At 62.4% G+C, this 17,172-nt stretch carries 19 protein-coding genes; 6 read left to right on the forward strand and 13 right to left on the reverse strand.

Annotated features, from left to right (window positions below):
- Positions 1-148: 148 nt before the first annotated feature.
- The 3 genes from A6723_RS21210 (at position 149) to A6723_RS21220 (ending at position 3,651) form a co-directional block, all read left to right on the forward strand.
- Positions 149-1,165: an alpha/beta hydrolase gene (locus A6723_RS21210; protein ID WP_065348202.1), complete on the forward strand. Its 1,017-nt coding sequence runs from the start codon at positions 149-151 to the stop codon at positions 1,163-1,165.
- 73 nt (positions 1,166-1,238) lie between these two features.
- Entirely contained in the window at positions 1,239-1,793 is a 555-nt protein-coding gene (locus A6723_RS21215) for an antibiotic biosynthesis monooxygenase (RefSeq protein WP_054911183.1), read from the forward strand.
- A gap of 19 nt (positions 1,794-1,812) precedes the next feature.
- Complete coding sequence (locus tag A6723_RS21220; RefSeq protein WP_054911184.1) at positions 1,813-3,651, forward strand: amidohydrolase; 1,839 nt, start codon at positions 1,813-1,815, stop codon at positions 3,649-3,651.
- Between the two features lie 180 nt (positions 3,652-3,831).
- Here the strand turns inward: A6723_RS21220 and A6723_RS21225 are convergent, their stop codons facing one another.
- Together A6723_RS21225 and A6723_RS21230 are read right to left on the reverse strand one after the other, a co-directional pair.
- Positions 3,832-4,578: an anti-sigma factor gene (locus tag A6723_RS21225; RefSeq protein ID WP_054911185.1), complete on the reverse strand. Its 747-nt coding sequence runs from the start codon at positions 4,576-4,578 to the stop codon at positions 3,832-3,834.
- The gene (locus A6723_RS21230) at positions 4,575-5,084 is read right to left on the reverse strand and encodes a sigma-70 family RNA polymerase sigma factor (protein WP_054911186.1); all 510 of its coding nucleotides are present in this window, start codon (positions 5,082-5,084) and stop codon (positions 4,575-4,577) included. The genes A6723_RS21225 and A6723_RS21230 overlap by 4 nt, the downstream gene beginning before the upstream one ends.
- A 163-nt stretch (positions 5,085-5,247) precedes the next feature.
- Between A6723_RS21230 and A6723_RS21235 the strand changes: the two genes are divergently transcribed.
- Genes A6723_RS21235 through A6723_RS21245 form a run of 3 tightly spaced genes read left to right on the forward strand, consistent with a single transcriptional unit; the run spans position 5,248 to position 7,090 of the window.
- Positions 5,248-6,288 carry a catalase family peroxidase gene (locus A6723_RS21235; protein WP_054911187.1) on the forward strand — a complete coding sequence of 347 codons (1,041 nt, stop codon included), beginning with the start codon at positions 5,248-5,250 and terminating at the stop codon, positions 6,286-6,288.
- A complete protein-coding gene (locus A6723_RS21240; protein WP_175405571.1) occupies positions 6,288-6,851 on the forward strand; it encodes a cytochrome b in 564 nt (187 codons plus the stop codon). Before A6723_RS21235 ends, A6723_RS21240 begins: the two co-directional genes overlap by 1 nt.
- Entirely contained in the window at positions 6,848-7,090 is a 243-nt protein-coding gene (locus A6723_RS21245) for a DUF2790 domain-containing protein (protein ID WP_054911189.1), read from the forward strand. Before A6723_RS21240 ends, A6723_RS21245 begins: the two co-directional genes overlap by 4 nt.
- A gap of 441 nt (positions 7,091-7,531) precedes the next feature.
- On the opposite strand, the gene A6723_RS31430 is transcribed toward A6723_RS21245, so the two are convergent.
- From A6723_RS31430 to A6723_RS31440, 11 genes are all read right to left on the reverse strand, one after another.
- Positions 7,532-8,107 carry a hypothetical protein gene (locus tag A6723_RS31430; protein ID WP_218187790.1) on the reverse strand — a complete coding sequence of 192 codons (576 nt, stop codon included), beginning with the start codon at positions 8,105-8,107 and terminating at the stop codon, positions 7,532-7,534.
- Between the two features lie 66 nt (positions 8,108-8,173).
- Positions 8,174-8,746: a PAAR domain-containing protein gene (locus A6723_RS32710; RefSeq protein WP_082450925.1), complete on the reverse strand. Its 573-nt coding sequence runs from the start codon at positions 8,744-8,746 to the stop codon at positions 8,174-8,176.
- The gene (locus A6723_RS21250) at positions 8,743-9,240 is read right to left on the reverse strand and encodes a PAAR domain-containing protein (RefSeq protein ID WP_054911190.1); all 498 of its coding nucleotides are present in this window, start codon (positions 9,238-9,240) and stop codon (positions 8,743-8,745) included. Before A6723_RS21250 ends, A6723_RS32710 begins: the two co-directional genes overlap by 4 nt.
- A gap of 197 nt (positions 9,241-9,437) precedes the next feature.
- Positions 9,438-10,463, reverse strand: a complete 1,026-nt coding sequence (locus A6723_RS21255) for a sterol desaturase family protein (protein WP_054911191.1) — start codon at positions 10,461-10,463, stop codon at positions 9,438-9,440.
- Between the two features lie 387 nt (positions 10,464-10,850).
- Complete coding sequence (locus tag A6723_RS21260; RefSeq protein ID WP_054911196.1) at positions 10,851-11,396, reverse strand: hypothetical protein; 546 nt, start codon at positions 11,394-11,396, stop codon at positions 10,851-10,853.
- 59 nt (positions 11,397-11,455) lie between these two features.
- On the reverse strand, positions 11,456-12,154 hold the full coding sequence (locus A6723_RS21265; RefSeq protein WP_054911192.1) for a hypothetical protein: 699 nt from the start codon (positions 12,152-12,154) through the stop codon (positions 11,456-11,458).
- A 50-nt stretch (positions 12,155-12,204) separates the two neighbouring features.
- Positions 12,205-12,966: a phosphate ABC transporter ATP-binding protein PstB gene (gene pstB / locus A6723_RS21270; protein WP_054911197.1), complete on the reverse strand. Its 762-nt coding sequence runs from the start codon at positions 12,964-12,966 to the stop codon at positions 12,205-12,207.
- Positions 12,967-13,042: 76 nt separating this feature from the next.
- On the reverse strand, positions 13,043-13,936 hold the full coding sequence (gene pstA / locus A6723_RS21275; RefSeq protein WP_065348203.1) for a phosphate ABC transporter permease PstA: 894 nt from the start codon (positions 13,934-13,936) through the stop codon (positions 13,043-13,045).
- The gene (gene pstC, locus A6723_RS21280) at positions 13,936-14,901 is read right to left on the reverse strand and encodes a phosphate ABC transporter permease subunit PstC (protein ID WP_054911194.1); all 966 of its coding nucleotides are present in this window, start codon (positions 14,899-14,901) and stop codon (positions 13,936-13,938) included. The genes pstA and pstC overlap by 1 nt, the downstream gene beginning before the upstream one ends.
- A 75-nt stretch (positions 14,902-14,976) precedes the next feature.
- Positions 14,977-16,008 (reverse strand): phosphate ABC transporter substrate-binding protein PstS, encoded by a 1,032-nt coding sequence (gene pstS / locus A6723_RS21285; RefSeq protein ID WP_054911195.1) that lies wholly within the window; start codon positions 16,006-16,008, stop codon positions 14,977-14,979.
- Positions 16,009-16,389: 381 nt separating this feature from the next.
- Positions 16,390-17,097 (reverse strand): hypothetical protein, encoded by a 708-nt coding sequence (locus A6723_RS31440; protein WP_082450818.1) that lies wholly within the window; start codon positions 17,095-17,097, stop codon positions 16,390-16,392.
- Between the last annotated feature and the right edge of the window lie 75 nt (positions 17,098-17,172).

Genomic DNA, 17,172 nt, shown 5'->3' on the forward strand with positions numbered 1-17,172 from the left:
GCGCAATTCAGCCGTGCAGGGGGCAGGGCAATGCCCTTGCAAAACTGCAAAGCGACCCTGCAACCCTGTCTATTCCGCGCATTGCGGGCATGAATCAAGATTCGTTCGTCCTTTCGGAACACCTCCCCCACTTTCAAGGAACCGAATCATGAACGCCAAGCAATCCCTGCTCGCCGCCTCTCTCGCCCTGGCCATCGGCAACGTCTTCGCTGCCGGCAACCCGACTGTCGAACACAACACCCAGGCCTTCCTCGAAGCCCTGGAGGCCGGCAAGGGCCAGCCGCTGGAAACCCTGTCGCCCAAGGATGCCCGTGCCGTGCTGACCGGCGCCCAGGCCTCGGTGAAGGTCGACCTCTCCGGCACCCAGGTCAGCGAGAAGACCATCCAGACCGACGTTGGCCCGGTGAAGCTGACCATCGTCCGCCCGGCTGGAGTTAAGGGCACGTTGCCCGCGTTCATGTACTTCCACGGCGGTGGCTGGGTGCTCGGTGACTACCCGACCCACGCCCGCCTGATCCGCGACCTGGTGGTGAACTCCGGCGCGGTGGCGGTCTATGTCGACTACACCCCGTCCCCCGAGGCGCATTACCCGGTGGCGATCAACCAGGCTTACGCCGCGACGAAGTGGGTCGCCGAGCACGGCAAGGAGATCAACGTCGACGGCAAGCGCCTGGCCGTGGCCGGCAACAGCGTCGGCGGCAACATGGCCGCGGTGGTTGCCCTGATGGCCAAGGACAAGGGCACGCCCAAGCTGCGCTTCCAGGCGCTGCTGTGGCCGGTGACCGATGCCAGCTTCGAGACCGGCTCGTACAACCAGTTCGCCCAGGGGCACTTCCTCACCAAGCCGATGATGCAATGGTTCTGGGACAGCTACACCACCGACCCGAAACAGCGCGCCGAGATCTACGCTTCCCCGTTGCGGGCCAGTAACGACCAGCTCAAGGGCCTGCCGCCGACGCTGATCCAGACTGCCGAGTCCGACGTGCTGCGCGACGAAGGCGAAGCCTACGGTCGCAAGCTGGATGCCGCCGGTGTGGCTGTCACTTCTGTGCGCTACAACGGAATGATCCACGACTACGGTCTGCTCAACGTCGTCAACCAGGTTCCGGCGGTACAGGCCGCCATGCGCCAGGCCGGTGAAGAGCTGAAGGTTCATCTGAAGTAAGCCGTCTGTCGAACCAGCCGCTTGCCTCCCTCGCCACCAGGCGGGGGAAGCCACTTCTCTGGAGGGAACCCACATGAACCAGACCACTCAGCAAGAATCCGTCACCCTGATCATCCGTCACCGCGCCCGCCCCGACAGCGTCGCCGCCTACGAAACCATCCTGCGCGAGCTGACCCGCGCTGCCAGCGAGTTCCCCGGCCACCTGGGCGTGGACGTGATGCGCCAGGGCGACCACTTCACCTCGGTCCTGCGCTTCGCCAGCGCCGATGAACTGCAGGCCTGGCTCGACTCGCCGCAGCGCCGCGAGCTGATCGAGCGTGCCGACCCGCACCTGATCGACGGCGAGCAGAAGGAACTGCACCGCGCCCACGAGTTCTGGTTCACCGCCCCGGACAACCCGCAGAAGCAGCCGCCGCGCTGGAAACAGGCGGCTGTCTCCTATCTGGTAATCCTGCCGCTGGTGATGCTGGTGCCGCAGCTCTGGCGCCCGCTGTTCACGCAAATCCCGCTGCTGGGTGGCTTCGTGCCGGCCAACATGCTCATCGTCGCGACCATCGTCCTGCTGGTGGTCTACGTTTTCATGCCACGGGCCACGCGCCTGTTCTCCGCCTGGCTCAACGCCCGCTGATCGAAAGAGGAACATAGCCATGTACGCCGATCTGATCCTGACCAACGGCCGCTTCCACACCGTCGACCGCGAGAAACCCGAGGCTACCGCCGTGGCCATCGCTGACGGCAAATTCATCGCCGTGGGCACCGAGGCGGAGGCCATGGCCTTGCGCGCCGGGGCCACCCGCGTCATCGACCTCAAGGGACGCACCGCGATCCCTGGCCTCAACGACTCGCACCTGCACCTGATCCGCGGCGGGCTGAACTACAACCTCGAACTGCGCTGGGAAGGCGTGCCGTCCCTGGCCGACGCCCTGCGCATGCTCAAGGAGCAGGCCCTGCGCACGCCGTCGCCGCAGTGGGTGCGCGTGGTGGGTGGCTGGAACGAATTCCAGTTCGCCGAGAAGCGCATGCCGACCATCGAAGAGCTGAACCAGGCGGCGCCGGACACCCCGGTCTTCGTCCTGCACCTGTACGACCGCGCGTTGCTCAACCGCGCCGCGCTGCGCGTCGTCGGCTACACCAAGGACACCCCGAACCCGCCCGGCGGCGAGATCGTCCGCGACAGCAAGGGTGAGCCCACCGGCATGCTGGTGGCCCGGCCGAACGCGATGATCCTCTACGCAACCCTGGCGAAGGGGCCGAAGCTGCCCTTCGAGTACCAGGTCAACTCTACCCGCCAGTTCATGCGCGAGCTGAACCGCCTGGGCGTGACCAGCGCCATCGATGCCGGCGGCGGCTTCCAGAATTACCCGGACGACTACCAGGTGATCGAGCAACTGGAAAAAGAAAACCAGCTCACCGTGCGCATCGCCTACAACCTGTTCACCCAGAAACCCAAGGAAGAGCTGGCCGATTTCAAGAACTGGACCAGCAGCGTGAAGTACGGGCAGGGCAGCGACTTCCTGCGGCACAACGGTGCCGGTGAGATGCTGGTGTTCTCCGCCGCCGACTTCGAGGACTTCCTCGAACCGCGCCCGGACCTGCCCGGCAGCATGGAAGCCGAACTGGAGCCGGTGGTGCGCCACCTCGTCGAACAGCGCTGGCCGTTCCGCCTGCACGCCACGTACGACGAATCCATCTCGCGGATGCTCGACGTGTTCGAGAAGGTCAACCTGGACATTCCGTTCAACGGCCTGCACTGGTTCTTCGACCATTGCGAGACCATCTCGCCGAAGAACATCGAGCGGGTGAGGGCGCTGGGCGGCGGCATCGCCATCCAGGACCGCATGGCCTTCCAGGGCGAATACTTTGTCGACCGCTACGGCAAGCAGGCCGCCGAGGCGACCCCGCCGATCAAGCGCATGCTGGCCGAAGGCGTCCCCGTCGGCGCCGGTACCGATGCCACCCGTGTGTCCAGCTACAACCCCTGGACCTCGCTGTACTGGATGGTCAGCGGCAAGACCGTCGGCGGCATGGAGCTGTACCCCGAGGGCCTCTCCCGTGCCACCGCGCTGCAGCTGTACACCCACGGCAGCGCCTGGTTCTCCAACGAACAGGGCAAGAAAGGGATGATCAAGGTCGGACAGATGGCCGATGTGGCCGTGCTTTCGGCGGACTACTTCAACGTGCCGGAGGAAGAAATCAAGGCCATCGAATCGGTGCTGACCGTGGTGGACGGCCGCGTGGTGTTCGGCAGCGGCGACTTCGAGCGCCAGGCGCCAACAGCCATTCCTGTACTGCCGGACTGGTCTCCCGTGGCCAAGGTCCCCGGCCACTGGCGTCCGCAGGGCCCGCTGCAGCAGGCCGTGCACCAGTGCGCCGGCTCCTGCGGCGTGCATGGCCACAGCCACGAGCGCGCCCGGCAGTCGAGCGTGCCGGTGAGTGACTTCCAGGGCTTCTGGGGTGCCTTCGGCTGTTCGTGCTTCGCGTTCTGACGCTGGCGCTGCGGCCTCAATGGTTTAAGCCCTTCTGTAGGAGCGAGCTTGCTCGCGAACCCGCTTCACGCCGGATTGAACGGGTGTTGGCTGGTTCGCGAGCAAGCTCGCTCCTACAAGGTGCCTCGGTGCGCTCCTTGCTCGTGAATCACGGAGCGCGCCTAAACCTTGTTTCTTCCGCTAGAACCCCACCAACTGCCCCACGGCCTGCGCCTGCGGATCATCGCTGCGGCTCACCAGCGCGTAGTTGTAGCCACCCTGGCTCCAGTAACGTGCCAGCAGGTCCCCATCCGTGCGCTGCCCCTGGGGCAACATCTCATGGCGCGGGCCCGGCGGACGGATGAAGAAGGTCAGCCGGCGGCCCTGGCCATCTTCGTAGATCACCAGCGCTGCCGCCCCCTGTTCCGTCGCCAGCAGACGCGCCCCGACTGTCTTCAAGCCAACCTGCTCCAGCGCCGGTGGCGGCACCGCGTTCTTCAGGTAACGCGCCAGCCAGCCGTTCAGGTCGCCGCCATCGCGCAGGTCGAGCCCGCTCTGGCTGGCATCGGCGAACAACCGGTAAGCCTGCACGGCGTCCTGCATCGGCACCATGCCGCGCATCATCGCGTCGCCGCGCATCTGCCAGCCGCCCATGCCGCCGACGCCCAGCGCCACCAGCAGCGCCGCTGCCGTGGCCAGCCGGGTTCGACGGCGTTGCTGGAGCTGACGGCGAATCCGCACCGGGTCCAGTTGTTCGGGAATTGCACTACGCGCCTGCCCGGCAAAGGCCGCGCGCAGTTGCTGTGCATCCTGTCGCCAGCCTTCCACGCGACGGGCGTCGTCCGGGTGGGTGGCGAGCCAGGCTTCCACCCACTGGCGGCGCGCCGGGTCGAGCTGGTCGTCGATGTAGGCGTGCAGATCATGCTCATCGGGAATGCGTTCGTTCATTTCAGTACCCGCAGAGAAGGAGTCGCCGCCTGTCCTTCGCTCAGCGCGCGCAGCGCCGTGCGGGCGCGCGACAGGCGGGACATGACGGTGCCCATGGGAATATCCAGTGCCTCGGCTACCTCGCGGTAGCTCAGGCCTTCGACGCTGACCAGCGTCAGCAGCGCGCGCTGCTCGGCGGGTAGGCGCTCAAAGGCCTCCAGGGTCGAGCGTGCGCTGACGATGTCCTCGGGCGATGCGCTGACCGCGCTGTCCGCGCCGAACAGGCTGAGCAGGCGCGCGTAGCGCTTCGCGCGGCGCTGTCCGTCGATGAAGTGCCGGTAGAGGATCGAGAACAGCCAGGCGCGCAGGTCGCCGTCATCGCGGCGGCCGGTCCAGGCCGACAGCGCCTTCTCCAGCGTGGCCTGCACCAGGTCGTCGGCGCTGCTCGGGCTGCGGGTCAGCGACAGGGCGAAGCGCCGCAGCCGGGGCAGCAGTTCGCGCAGTGAATGGTCGTCCAGTGAATGCATCGGGGCGCCGGGGAGTGGGTGGGTTCGAGCGAGAAAGACGACTGCGGCGGCAATCTATTCCCTGCCTGCGAAAAAATAATTCTTTGGCAGTGATCGGGAATAACCCGGCGCACGGTGCGTCGTACCGGCTCAACGCATTCAGCCTAAGCCTGAGGAGCTGGAAATGACAGAAACACCCACACCCAACGTGCCCCTGCGCCTGGCCGCCATCGGCGCCGTGGTACTCGGCGTGGCCGCCGTCTTCGCCTACGTCGCCGGCTGGCTCGACCCGCAGCGCCTCACCCCGGACAAGGTCATCAACACCCTGGAGCACAACGGCGGCGTCTATCCCGGCTATCGGCGCAACCACGCCAAGGGCCTGTGCGTGATCGGCCACTTCGACAGCAACGGCGGGCTGGCCGATCTGTCCCGTGCCAGCCTGTTCTCGGTCGGCCGCGTGCCGGTGGTGGGGCGCCTGGCCATTCCCGGCGGCAACCCCAAGGCCAGCGACGGTGCGGCCCCGATCCGCAGCCTGGCGCTGCGCTTCCTGCCCAAGGATGGCCAGGAATGGCGGACCGGCATGAACGCCATGCCGGTCTTCGTCGTCCGCGACGTCGCCAGCTTCTTTGCCCTGCAGCAGGCCACCGCACCGCAACCGGGCACCGGCAAGCCCGACCCGGCCAAGGCCGGCGCCTTCTTCAAGGCGCACCCCGAGACCGGGCCCTTCCTGCAATGGGTGAAATCCTCCACGCCATCCTCCAGCTACGCCAACAGCGCCTACTACGGTCTCAACGCCTTTTACCTGGTGAACAAGGACGGCAAGGAGCAGCCCGTGCGCTGGTCCGTGCAGCCTGAAGCGCCGGTCGAGCCGCTGGCCGCCGACAAGCGCGGCGACGCCGACTTCCTCGCCGACGAACTGGCCCAGCGCATTGCCGCCGGCCCGTTGCGCTGGCGCCTGCAGTTCACCCTCGGCGAGCCCGGCGACAGCACCAGCGACGCCACCCAGGCCTGGCCTGCCAGCCGCCGCACGGTGGATGCCGGCGAACTGGTGATCGAGCGCCTGCAGCCGGAGATCGGCGGCGACTGCCGCGACGTCAACTACGACCCGCTGATCCTCCCCGACGGCATCCGCGCCTCCGACGACCCGCTGCTCAGCGCGCGCTCGGCCGCCTACTCGGAATCCTTCAACCGCCGCACCCGTGAGCAGGCCCAGGAGACCCACTGATGAAACCGACTTACTTCCCACTCTCCCTGCGCGTGCTGCACTGGCTCATGGCGGTGCTGGTGCTCGCCATGCTGCTGATCGGCCTGGGCATGGTCGCCAGCGTCTCCCCGCGCCATGCCGCGCTGGTCGCCATCCACAAACCCCTGGGCGCAGCGCTGCTGGTACTGGTGCTGCTGCGTATTCTGGTGCGCCTGACCCAGCGCATCCCCGCGCTGCCCAGCGACATGCCCGGCTGGCAACGCAGCGCCGCACATCTCTCGCACCTCGCGCTCTATGGCCTGCTGCTGGCCCAGCCGCTGGTGGGCTGGACCATGCAATCGGCCGGCGGGTACCCCGTGGTGCTGTGGGGTGGCTTCGAACTGCCCGCGCTGGTCTCGCCCTCGGTGCAGCTCCACGCGATCCTGCGCAGCGCTCACACCGTCATCGCCTACGCCTTGCTGGCGACCATCCTCCTGCACCTGGCCGCCGCGCTGTTCCACGGGCTCATTCGTCGCGATGAAGTGCTCCCGAGCATGACTGGCGCCCCCATGCCACGTACCACTTCCTCAGGAGAACGGCCATGAAGCGATTGCTCGCCGTGGTTTGCCTCTTCACCTCCTGCGCGGCTCTCGCCGCGCAGGACGCACCACCCGCCGAGGACTATCACTTCGGCCAGAAGCTCGACATCAAGCGCGTGGTGCAGGCACCGGAGCTGGACTTCTGCGGGATTCGCGAGGTTGAGATGATCTACGAGGACAGCACCGGGCAACGGCATACGCTGCGGTATCCGGTGTGGGGGCAGGGGTGTGGGAATGAGAACTGACGTTTAGTGGGAAGGGGCTATGCGGCCCCTGTTTCTCGCTAGGAAGATGCGCAAACGCTATTGATACATTAATTCGGTGTCAGCGTTTAGTTTGTTTCGGGCAGCTGGCTTTCTGTCGGGTAATCACCCTCATGTTGTTCAAATCCTCTCCACGAGTGGTGAGCGTGAGGCAGCCTCCCTTCTTGATGTACCAAAGTATGCACAATACGCCGCCGTCCATTGAGCAACTTTCAACTTCATATATCCTTTCTTCGAAAAGTTCCGTTTCTTCGCCGGTCACAGGAAAATCGTTATATTCTCTTTGTTCGAATGTGAATGGCGTCCACCCATTGTTAATTAATTCCTTTCGAAATTCTTTGAAGGATGGTTCGTGAGGGGAAGCGTTGCAAGCGATCGCGATTGTGGAAAATATGATCAATGCAATATTTTTTCGCACAACTGCTACCTCCCGTCTCTACCGCCAAATTCAATGTATTTTTCCCGAATGTCTTCGTATTTTTTAAATGGCTGGGGAGGGTGCCTGTTTCCTTGTTCAGGGCCCTTCTCTAGCGCCGCCCATGGACCAGAAGCTTTTTCCATAGCGTTTTTGAAGTCGTTGACGAGCAGGGGTTGTACCGCACCGGCTCGTTTGAGGATGCTTACGGCAATAAGGTCTTGTGTATGAGGGCTGAAATCGCTGATGCCCATGCCTTTCACTCCGTGATCACGCCAGGTCGCGATAGTTATCTGATATCGCCCTGCTGCTGTAGATCCGCTTAGCCCAGCCCCCGGATGAGTGGACTCATTGGTAAAATGCCATTTTTTTGGATCTTTCCAGGCTCCAGCCTTTGCATGATAGTCGCCGCCTTCGGCCCAGGCGATTGCAGACAAGAAAGCCCTTACGTTCTGGCTCTTTAAATATTCTTCATTTTCTGCTTTTCGGATGGGTCTGCTGTCAATATTTACTACCGTGGGCTTGGATTGGTTTCGTCGCGCTGTCCGGCTTATGCCGGCTTTTATACGTATTTTATTGGTCATCTGAGATCAATCTGGAGTGGTTGAATTCTGTTTTTTGACTTTCTGGTATTTTGCGGAATTCAGAATTTATGAGTTGTGCTCTGATGGGATGGTGTCACCATAAATATATATGGTCACTTCCTCTTCACATGTGGTGAATATTTTTTGGGTCATTCCATCTGCTCCGGTGTTCCCCTGAAGCTCTATTCCGGACTCGGTGGTTATTTTGTAATTCGTGTTGGGGAGAGGGGTTCCGGTTGCTTCATCCATAATCAAGAACTGCTGGCTGAAGTCGGAGCTCTCTACGGACGGAGGAGCTTCGAGAGTGTTGGGTGAACTGCTGGCGATTGATTGTTTGGGTACAGATGAAAGCTCCCCTAACGGCGCAATAATCCGATTGCTCCCATAAGGGCAGCCACAACTCACGATATGGCCATCCACTGCGGCTAATTCGCCCCTCCACCGGTTTCGGGGATCGCCCTCGACGACGACTCCCGGCTTTCCGCACTTGGGGCATGTTGTGGTGGGGTCGCCCCTACGCACTATTCCTCGACGATCGCTCGTGGCGTGTCGCTGCAAGGTACTGATCAGGACGGCGCCGCTGGTGGTCTTGTCGCCGTGCAGGGCTTGGCCACGCCCGTGAATATTGGCGCGATTCATCTTTCGCCCCCGATCTCGGGAAGAAAGTCACTGTCCCACGCATGGTCTTCATACATCACCAGCGTTAATGCGCTTTGCGGCGTATTGATGAGTTCGTCGCCATTGTCCAGTCGGCTGCCGACCAAGGCCATATCGGAGTAGGCTTTTCCAGCTCCCGTGGCGATGAAAGCGAGGCTCCCGTCGGGATATTGGACAGGGTCGCCCTTGCAGGCGAAGGTAACCTCCCTCCCGTTGTCCAGTATGGTTGTCCCGGAGGAACTGCCGCGCATCACTTGGCCGCCCAGTCGGCTTTGGCTGCCTTCGGTGGCCAGCCTGCGGATGCCGATGACGGAGCGGGTTAGTTGGGCGGATTGGTTCCTGCGTACTTCAGCGGCGATTTCAGGGTTGAAGGTGGAGAGTTCTTCTTCTGTGAAGGCGGGCTGCCTCAGCTTCTGGAGAAACGCCTCGGAAACTTCATTGGAGTAGTAAGCGGGGAGTGCGGGTACTTCGGACATGCGTTGCCTCCTGGGTAGCTGAGGCCTCCTGATTGCTGGGAGACCAGACAGAAGTCGAAAACTACCAAGGGTTAGGGTAGGGCGAATGTCGGAAGCGGCCGATCTGTATGCCGGCTAACGAGCTTTTGAACCGTGCTCGAAGTTGCTTTTAAGCGTGAGACTGGGAATAGGTTGTAGGACCAGAGTACGCGGCCTAGTCAGGATGATTTCGGAACTGTGGCGGACGCTCTGTGAAATGGCCTCACCTTCCTTGCAATGTCACCAAATGGCGTCACGATCAGGCTCCACAACGACGAATACCGTGCATCGTCCTGCTCCCCGGCACCGAACTGGATCGGCTCCGGCTCGCGCTGGGTGACATAGAGCGTGCCGAATAGCCAGTCCCACAGCGACAGGTTGATACCGAAGTTCCTGTTGAAGTGCCGGGGCGCGTCGCTGTGGTGGATCTGGTGCTGGGCGGGGCTGTTCAGCACATGTTCGAGCACCGGCCCGAAGGACAGCCACACATGGCTGTGCCGCAGGTTGGTTCCCAGCACGTTGAACAGCAGGATCAGGTAGGTCACGCCGAACAGCGTATAGGCGCTGATCTCTCCGCCGCAGAGGTACCAGAAGGCGCCGGCGTAGGCGCCGAGCAGCGCGGTTCCGGCCAGGTTCGCTGCCAGCTTCTCCACGAAGTGCACGCGGCTCGCCGTGATCGGCGTCAGCACCGCTGCCGAGTGGTGCACCTTGTGGAACGCCCACAGCCAGCGCGAATGGAAGGCGCGGTGCACCCAGTAGTTCTTGAAGTCGCTGACCAGGAACACCCCCAGCCCGTAGAGCAGCGACAGGCCCAGGTTCTCGCCCATCTGCGGCCGCGCGCCCCACAGGTTGGTGAAGAAGGCGATGTAGTCGCCCGAGCGCAGGATGTAGGGATCGACCAGCCCGATGATGGGTACCAGCAACACCACGTTGAGGATGCCGCGCACCAGGTAGTAGCGGTAATCCAGCAGCGCCGAGCGATGAAAATTAACCCGCGCCCCGCCGATGAACTGCCAGAACGACGTCGATTGTGTCAGCCCACGGTGCCGGCGGAAGCGGAACAGCGCGTAGGCGATGGCGTAGGAACACAGCAGGAACACCACGCCGACGCGGCCACTGAGGTCGAAGAGGCCGGAGAGCTGGGCAGTAATGGGGCCGATTACCCACTCGGAGACTTGGCTGTGAAGATGCGAGAGGTCAGGCATGGGCGCTGCGCCGGAAGTCAGGTGTACAGGCTTTTGCTACGAGTGATCGCCCACGGCGCTGAGGCGCTGGCGACTCATGGGGCGTCAGGTGTCCGCTCAGCATGGGACTGGGGGATCACACTGTCAAAGATCAGCGGCGTCGGGGCGGGGTAATTCGACAGAGGGTCGTCAGCAGCCTGGCGTGCGGAGGCGATTGGATTGGCCTGAAGTGGCCTGCTGAGCGGGAGAGTCCAACGATGAGGAGGGGAGGCGCCCGCACGGTGCGCTAAGCCAGGGCGTAACCTTGAGGGAGTCGGCCAAGGACCGACATCCGCGAAGCTGCAGGGTCTGCGCGACGGGCAGGGTGAAGACGTTTGCCAGTAAGCAACGAGCCGCGTGGTTGATGGCTTACGCCGCTGTAGCCATTGGCTGCTGTTGTCGATCCAGCATTTCCTGGAGCTCAGCCACTGAGTCCAGGACTCTCTGCGCCCAGCGCTCATCGTCCGGCCGTACGACAACGACGCGGAACCCGTGGTCATGGCCTTCGCTCTTCACGCCTTCGGAGTCATCGACATGCAGGTCGATATCGAATGCCGGCGGAAGTTTCGAGGGGGAGTTCGCCAGCCCTCGCTCGGTCAGGGCCTGGTTGTGCCGAACGCTGTTGACCACGCCGTCGACGTGGATGCCGTACAACAACAGCCAGCGCCGGATATAGGACGGTGTGCGGCCGGAGGACGTGTAGACCCAGATGCTGCAGCCCTGGCGGCGTAGTTCCCGGGTCAGGGAGCGGGTCCCGATACGCAGTGGTTCGCCAAGCCAGCGATGAATGAACACCGGGAGCCTGCTGGGTTCGACGTCGCTGTGGTGGGGGAGGCAGGCCAGGGTGTCATCGATATCGAACGAAATCCGTATGCGCGGGCGTCCGAATCGGTAAGGCGCAAGGGAGCCCTTCATGGCGTCCCATAGCTGATCCTTGATGGCCAGGCAGGTTGCGAGCATGGGCTGGGTGGTCATCAGGCACCTCCCTGATGGGCGGAGGTGTGTTTTTCGCCAAGGAAGAATCGCTGCGAATCCGCTGCCTGATCTTCGAGGAAGGCTGCGTACTTTTTCTTGATCTTGGGCAATTCGAATAGCGCCTTTACGCCATGCTTGGCAGAGTTGCGGATGACTGATGACGGGTTGTAGTAACCCTTGGCGTTGTCCAGGGTCAGCACGAACGGTGGCAGCCCGGCACGTAGCAGCAGATAGCTGACGATGAGCGAGCCGCTGCGATGGTTACCTTCGATGAACAACTGCGGCTTGCTCAGAATCCGCACATAGACCCCGGCCGCGCGCTTCCACACCGATTCGCTGTGATACGCGCAGTACCAGTTGAACAGGTCCTTGATGCCGCCTTCCACGTTGTTGAAGAAGTGCGCCTCGGTGGCCGCCAGGTGCGGCGCGAATTCCAGCCGACGGGCAGGGTCCCGGCCGCACAGTACGGTGGCGTTGATCTCCAGCATCAGGTTGACCTGCTGCAGATCGAACAGGTCGACGCCCCGTGCGACGTAGTCGTCGATCAGGGCGTAGCCCTCCAGCACGTTGTGCAGCACTTCATCGGTGAACGGATCACGCGGCTCGGTAAAGCACTGGCTGAGCTCGCCGAAACGGCCTTGCACCTCACGCAGCGCACGTTCAATCGCTGGCAGATCAAGACGGCGCGTGGCAGGCATGGGCAACCCTGAAGAAAAGATGAGAGGCTTCATACGACTGCAGGTTCGACTCAGCTGAACTTGCCGCTGATGTAGTCCTCGGTCATTTTTTCCCGCGGGCTTTCGAAGATCTGCTTCGTCGCGCCCATTTCGACCAGGTAGCCCGTGCGCGTGCCTTGGGAAATGTCCACCGAGAAGAATGCCGTCGTGTCAGCGACACGGATGGCCTGCTGCATGTTGTGGGTGACCAGCGCGATGGTGTAGTCCTTCTTCAGCTCGACCATCAGCTCCTCGACACGGCGGGTAGCGATCGGGTCGAGTGCCGAGCACGGCTCGTCCAGCAACAGGACTTCCGGCTCGGTGGCAATGGCGCGAGCGATGCACAGGCGTTGCTGCTGGCCACCGGAGAGCGACAGGCCGCTCACCTTCAGCTTGTCCTTCACTTCATCCCACAGCGCGGCGCCCTGCAGGGCATGCTTGACCCGGTCGCCGATGTCGCCCTTGTAGCGATTGAGGCGCAGGCCAAACGCGACGTTGTCGAAGATGCTCATCGAAAACGGGTTCGGTTGCTGGAACACCATGCCGATGTAGCGGCGCACGACGACAGGGTCCACACCCTTGCCGTAGACGTCCTGCCCGAGGAAATGCACATGGCCCTCGAAGCGGAAACCGCGCACCAGATCGTTCATCCGGTTCAGGCTGCGCAGCACGGTGCTCTTGCCACAGCCGGAAGGGCCGATGAAACCGGTGATCTTGTTCTTTTCGATTGGCACATGGCTGTCACGTACCGCCATGAAGTTGCCGTAGAAAATCTTGTCCAGTTTGCAGTCCATGACCACCTGGGTCTCGGAGCCAACCGGGGCGACTTTCTGTGCAGTAGCTGTGTTCACGATTCGGATGCTCCGTATCTCAAAACTTGGGCTTGCCAAAAATGCGACTGATGACGTTCACGATCAGCACGATCATCACCAGCACCAGCGATGCGGCCCACGCGAGCTCGAGCTGGTTGTCGAAGGGCATGCCGGAGAAGTTGTAGATCAGTACGGAAAGCGAGGCCGTGGGGTTCATCACTGCCAGGCTGCCGTCGTGGTAGATCCAGTAGTTGCTGAACAACGCGGTGAACAGCAACGGCGCGGTCTCGCCTGCGGCGCGCGCCACGGCCAGCATGACGCCGGTGAGGATCGCCGGCAGGCCGGTGGGCAGCACGATCTTCCAGATGACCTGGGCGCGGGTGCAGCCCATGCCGTAGGCGGCATCCTTCATGATCTTGGGCACCATCTTCATCGACTCTTCGGCCGTGAGCACGACGATCGGCAGCATCAGCACGGCCAGTGCCACGCCACCCGCCGGTGCCGAGTAGGTACCGGTGGTCATCACGACCAGGGCGTAGGCGAAGACCCCGGCCAGGATCGAGGGCAGGCCGGTGAGCGTCTTGGCGGCAAAGCGCGCGGCGCTCGCCAGTTTGCTGTCCGGGCCCAGTTCAGCCAGGAAGACGGCTGCCATGATGCCAACCGGAACGGCAATGGCGGCGGCGATACCGACCATGACGAAGGTGCCGGCCAGCGCGTTGCCGAAACCGCCGCCCGTCTCGAAGCCGGTCGGTGGCAGTTCGGTGAAGACTTCCAGGCTCAGGCGCGCACCACCGCGGGTGATCAGCATGTAGAGCACTGAGATCAGCGGCACGCTGGCCAGCAGGGCGCCCAGCCACACCAGCGTGGTCAGCACCAGGCTGCGCAGGGCACGGCCCTCGAGCTTGCGCTGCAGGCTCGGCAGGGCAGATGCGGTAGGAGTGAGGCTGGTCATTACTTGGTCCCCCGCTGGGCGTAAAGCATGATCATGGAGCCGAGTACGTTCACGATCAGCGTGATGAACATCAGCACCAGTGCGGCATACATCAGCACTTCAACCTCGTTCGGCCCGGCTTCGGGGAAGTTCAGCGCCAGCAAGGCTGCCAGCGTGTTGGCCGGTGCAAACAGCGACAGGGAAATGGTGTTCGCGTTGCCGACCAGCATGGCCAGGGCCATGGTTTCACCCAGTGCGCGGCCCAGGCCCAGGACCAGGGAGCCGAAGATGCCGGTGGCAGCGGAGGGCACCATCACCTTGAGGATCGCTTCCCAATGTGTGGTTCCCATGCCGTAGGCGGCCTGCTTGGTCTTCATCGGCACGCTGGCAAGAGCGTCCTGCGAGACCGCGGCAATGGTGGGCAGAATCATGATGGCAAGCACCAGAGAGGCGGGCAGCAACCCTGGCCCGCTCAACGATGTGCCGAAAAAGGGTATCCAGCCGAGCTCGCTGTTCAGCCACGCCGTCAGCGGGCGAATGGCCGGGATCACCACGTAGATCCCCCACAGGCCATAAACAACGCTGGGGATGGCGGCGAGCAGTTCGACGATGGTACGGAACACCGCCGCAAGCTTGGCGGGGAGGAAATCCTGGGTCAGGAAGATCGCCATGCTGACGCCGAACAGGCCTGCGATCAGCAGCGCGATCAGTGCGCTGTAGAGCGTGCCCCAGATGGCCGGCAAAATGCCGTACTTGCCTTGGTTGACGTCCCAGACCGAACCCAGGAGAACGTCCAGGCCATGTTTCTCCATGCCCGGAAGGGCCTTGCGGCCGACTTCGAACACGAGGGCAACGACCAGCACCAGAATCAGGACCACACCCAGGCGTGCAATGGCACGGAAGGTCCGGTCAACCAGGAAATCCTTCGCGGATGGCGGTTGGCAGGCAGAGTCCGGATTTACCGGTACGACAAAAGGTTGGGTCATGGGGGGAGTTCCGGAACAGGTGGAAATCTCATCCGGCGTGGCTGACAGCCCACGCCGGATGAAGACTCGCAGGCGTTACTGGATGTTGGCGGAAGCTTTGCGAACCTGATCGACAACGGCTTGCGGCAGCGGGATGTAGCCCATCGAATCAGCGATCTTCTGCCCTTCGGTCAGGCCGTACTCGACCATTTCACGCATCGCCTTGGCCTTGGCCGGGCTCTCGTTGTGCTTGCGGAAGATCATCCAGGTGTAGGAGGTGATCGGGTAGGACTGGGCACCGTCCGGATCGGGCAGCCAGGCCACCAGGTTTTCCGGGAACTTCACGGCAGCCAGGGCCGCAGCACCGCTTTCTGCGTTCGGTACGACGTACTGACCGGCCTTGTTCTGCAGCTCGGCGAAGTCGACCTTGGCCAGCTTGGCGAAGCCATACTCGATGTAGCCGATGGCGCCAGGGGTCTGGCGAACGGTAGCGGTCACGCCATCGTTCTTCGGCGACTTGATGAATTTGTCGCTGGCCGGCCAGTTGACGGTGTTGCCTTCACCCAGGGCAGTCTTGAACTCCGGGTTGATGGTCGACATGTGCTTGGTGAACACAGCGGTGGTGCCACTGGAATCCGCACGCACGACAACGGTGATCGGCAGGGCCGGCAGCTTCAGCTCAGGGTTGGCCGCGACGATCTGCGGGTCGTTCCACTGAGTGATCTTGCCCAGGAAGATGTTGGAGTAAACGTCGCGCGGCAGTTTCAGCCCTTTGGGGCTGCCCGGCAGGTTGTACGCCAGGACGATTTCGCCGGCGGTCATCGGCAGCAGTTGCACGCCTTCGGCAACCTTGGCGATGTCTTCGTCTTTCATGGCCGAGTCACTGGCCGCGAAGTCCACCGTCTTGTTGAGGAAATCCTGTACGCCCGCACCGCTGCCCTTGGACTGGTAATCCACGGTGACGCCAGCGGATTTCTTGCTGAAGTCCTTGAACCAGGTCAGGTAGATCGGAGCGGGGAAGCTGGCGCCAGAGCCGGTCAGGCGGACGCTTTCGTCGGCAAAGGTGACGGAAGTGGCACACATGGACAGCGTAACGGCGATCGCAGCAGATTTCACAAAGCTTTTCATCGAGGGCAATCCTTTTGATATCGGGCTGCCATACTGTGATCTGGTCCTGTGAAATTTTTATGACAGCGCGGTGGCAAGCGCTCTGGCTCGCCGGCTCGACTGGCCTATCTCCGGGCTTCTGCGACGCGCGTCAGGTGAATTCGCAGCTGCTGTGCGCCGTGGCTGGCGGCCATTTCAGGGCAGGGGCGGAGGTTCAGGGCGGGGAGATTGCCCCTCTGTTCGATGAACACGCGGCGCAATAAATAGTTACGGTCACTCGGCGGTGCCAAGGGATGCAGATGTGTCCGGTTGCCGCCAATGAACTGTTAGGACGAGGCTGCTCGCCAGGGACCGCTATCGGCCAGAAGCGGACATGAATACACCAGCAGGAAACGCTGTTCTTTAAGCTCCAGTCATGATGTAAGGCGCCTGCGAATCCACGAGTAGCTGAGCCCTATCCATTGCTCGTCGAATCACCCTCTGCTCAACAGATGTAAGGCGCTGCCTACCTAGTGAGCAGTCGGCTCCACCAGGATTGACGTGCAAAGAGAACAGTCCAATGAGCTCATCACCTTCCTGATCCAATAGCATCTCCATAAACGCCGAGCTGCGAGTAGTTGCAGCCAGATAGATCAATCCTTCCACGCTTGCCTTGCCGCACCAGAGCACATCATCCCAGAGCTGAGTGACGCCTCGGTCACTGGCAATTACCGGCAGGCGCCAGGAACTGGAGTCTGGATGAGTAGCTTTCAGCGCAGACAACAGGCGCTCCCGAGACAGTATCCTGAGGTCATACCTGTGTTTACCTCGAAGAATGAGACTCGAACTGCTGTGTGATGGATCTACCTCGGACGCATCACTGACAACAATTGCCGTCAGCAGGTAGCTCAGTGATATCTCAGATGGCTGCTCACTCCAGCCATTGATGTCAGATACAGGAGGGATCCAGAGAAGCCGCACGGTCTCCCCAACAGTTGGTCGGTCATATCTGTCGAAGCAAGCAGACGTGGTGCTGCCGATAGCAGGCAGCAGGTCATTGAGCTTGACCATCGGATCGCTGTGGTCAACCGCAGGGCCGTTCGGCCAAAAGGTGGGGCAATAGGTATTCATGGAGCGCGCGTCCTTCGCAACAGAACAGTTTCCCTTCTGGAGCATAGAAACAATTAGAGGATGGCCGTCTGGCTC

This window comes from Pseudomonas sp. AU11447 (assembly GCF_001672555.2).
Classification (GTDB): Bacteria; Pseudomonadota; Gammaproteobacteria; order Pseudomonadales; family Pseudomonadaceae; genus Pseudomonas; species Pseudomonas nitroreducens.

Excerpts from the sequence above, each read along its gene's own strand:
- A6723_RS21210 (WP_065348202.1), top strand. The coding sequence starts at position 149 with ATGAACGCCAAGCAATCCCTGCTCGCCGCCTCTCTCGCCCTGGCCATC.
- A6723_RS21215 (WP_054911183.1), top strand. The coding sequence starts at position 1,239 with ATGAACCAGACCACTCAGCAAGAATCCGTCACCCTGATCATCCGTCAC.
- A6723_RS21220 (WP_054911184.1), top strand. The coding sequence starts at position 1,813 with ATGTACGCCGATCTGATCCTGACCAACGGCCGCTTCCACACCGTCGAC.
- A6723_RS21225 (WP_054911185.1), bottom strand. The coding sequence starts at position 4,578 with ATGAACGAACGCATTCCCGATGAGCATGATCTGCACGCCTACATCGAC.
- A6723_RS21230 (WP_054911186.1), bottom strand. The coding sequence starts at position 5,084 with ATGCATTCACTGGACGACCATTCACTGCGCGAACTGCTGCCCCGGCTG.
- A6723_RS21235 (WP_054911187.1), top strand. The coding sequence starts at position 5,248 with ATGACAGAAACACCCACACCCAACGTGCCCCTGCGCCTGGCCGCCATC.
- A6723_RS21240 (WP_175405571.1), top strand. The coding sequence starts at position 6,288 with ATGAAACCGACTTACTTCCCACTCTCCCTGCGCGTGCTGCACTGGCTC.
- A6723_RS21245 (WP_054911189.1), top strand. The coding sequence starts at position 6,848 with ATGAAGCGATTGCTCGCCGTGGTTTGCCTCTTCACCTCCTGCGCGGCT.
- A6723_RS31430 (WP_218187790.1), bottom strand. The coding sequence starts at position 8,107 with ATGACCAATAAAATACGTATAAAAGCCGGCATAAGCCGGACAGCGCGA.
- A6723_RS32710 (WP_082450925.1), bottom strand. The coding sequence starts at position 8,746 with ATGAATCGCGCCAATATTCACGGGCGTGGCCAAGCCCTGCACGGCGAC.
- A6723_RS21250 (WP_054911190.1), bottom strand. The coding sequence starts at position 9,240 with ATGTCCGAAGTACCCGCACTCCCCGCTTACTACTCCAATGAAGTTTCC.
- A6723_RS21255 (WP_054911191.1), bottom strand. The coding sequence starts at position 10,463 with ATGCCTGACCTCTCGCATCTTCACAGCCAAGTCTCCGAGTGGGTAATC.
- A6723_RS21260 (WP_054911196.1), bottom strand. The coding sequence starts at position 11,396 with ATGAAGGGCTCCCTTGCGCCTTACCGATTCGGACGCCCGCGCATACGG.
- A6723_RS21265 (WP_054911192.1), bottom strand. The coding sequence starts at position 12,154 with ATGCCTGCCACGCGCCGTCTTGATCTGCCAGCGATTGAACGTGCGCTG.
- pstB (WP_054911197.1), bottom strand. The coding sequence starts at position 12,966 with ATGGACTGCAAACTGGACAAGATTTTCTACGGCAACTTCATGGCGGTA.
- pstA (WP_065348203.1), bottom strand. The coding sequence starts at position 13,936 with ATGACCAGCCTCACTCCTACCGCATCTGCCCTGCCGAGCCTGCAGCGC.
- pstC (WP_054911194.1), bottom strand. The coding sequence starts at position 14,901 with ATGACCCAACCTTTTGTCGTACCGGTAAATCCGGACTCTGCCTGCCAA.
- pstS (WP_054911195.1), bottom strand. The coding sequence starts at position 16,008 with ATGAAAAGCTTTGTGAAATCTGCTGCGATCGCCGTTACGCTGTCCATG.
- A6723_RS31440 (WP_082450818.1), bottom strand. The coding sequence starts at position 17,097 with ATGAATACCTATTGCCCCACCTTTTGGCCGAACGGCCCTGCGGTTGAC.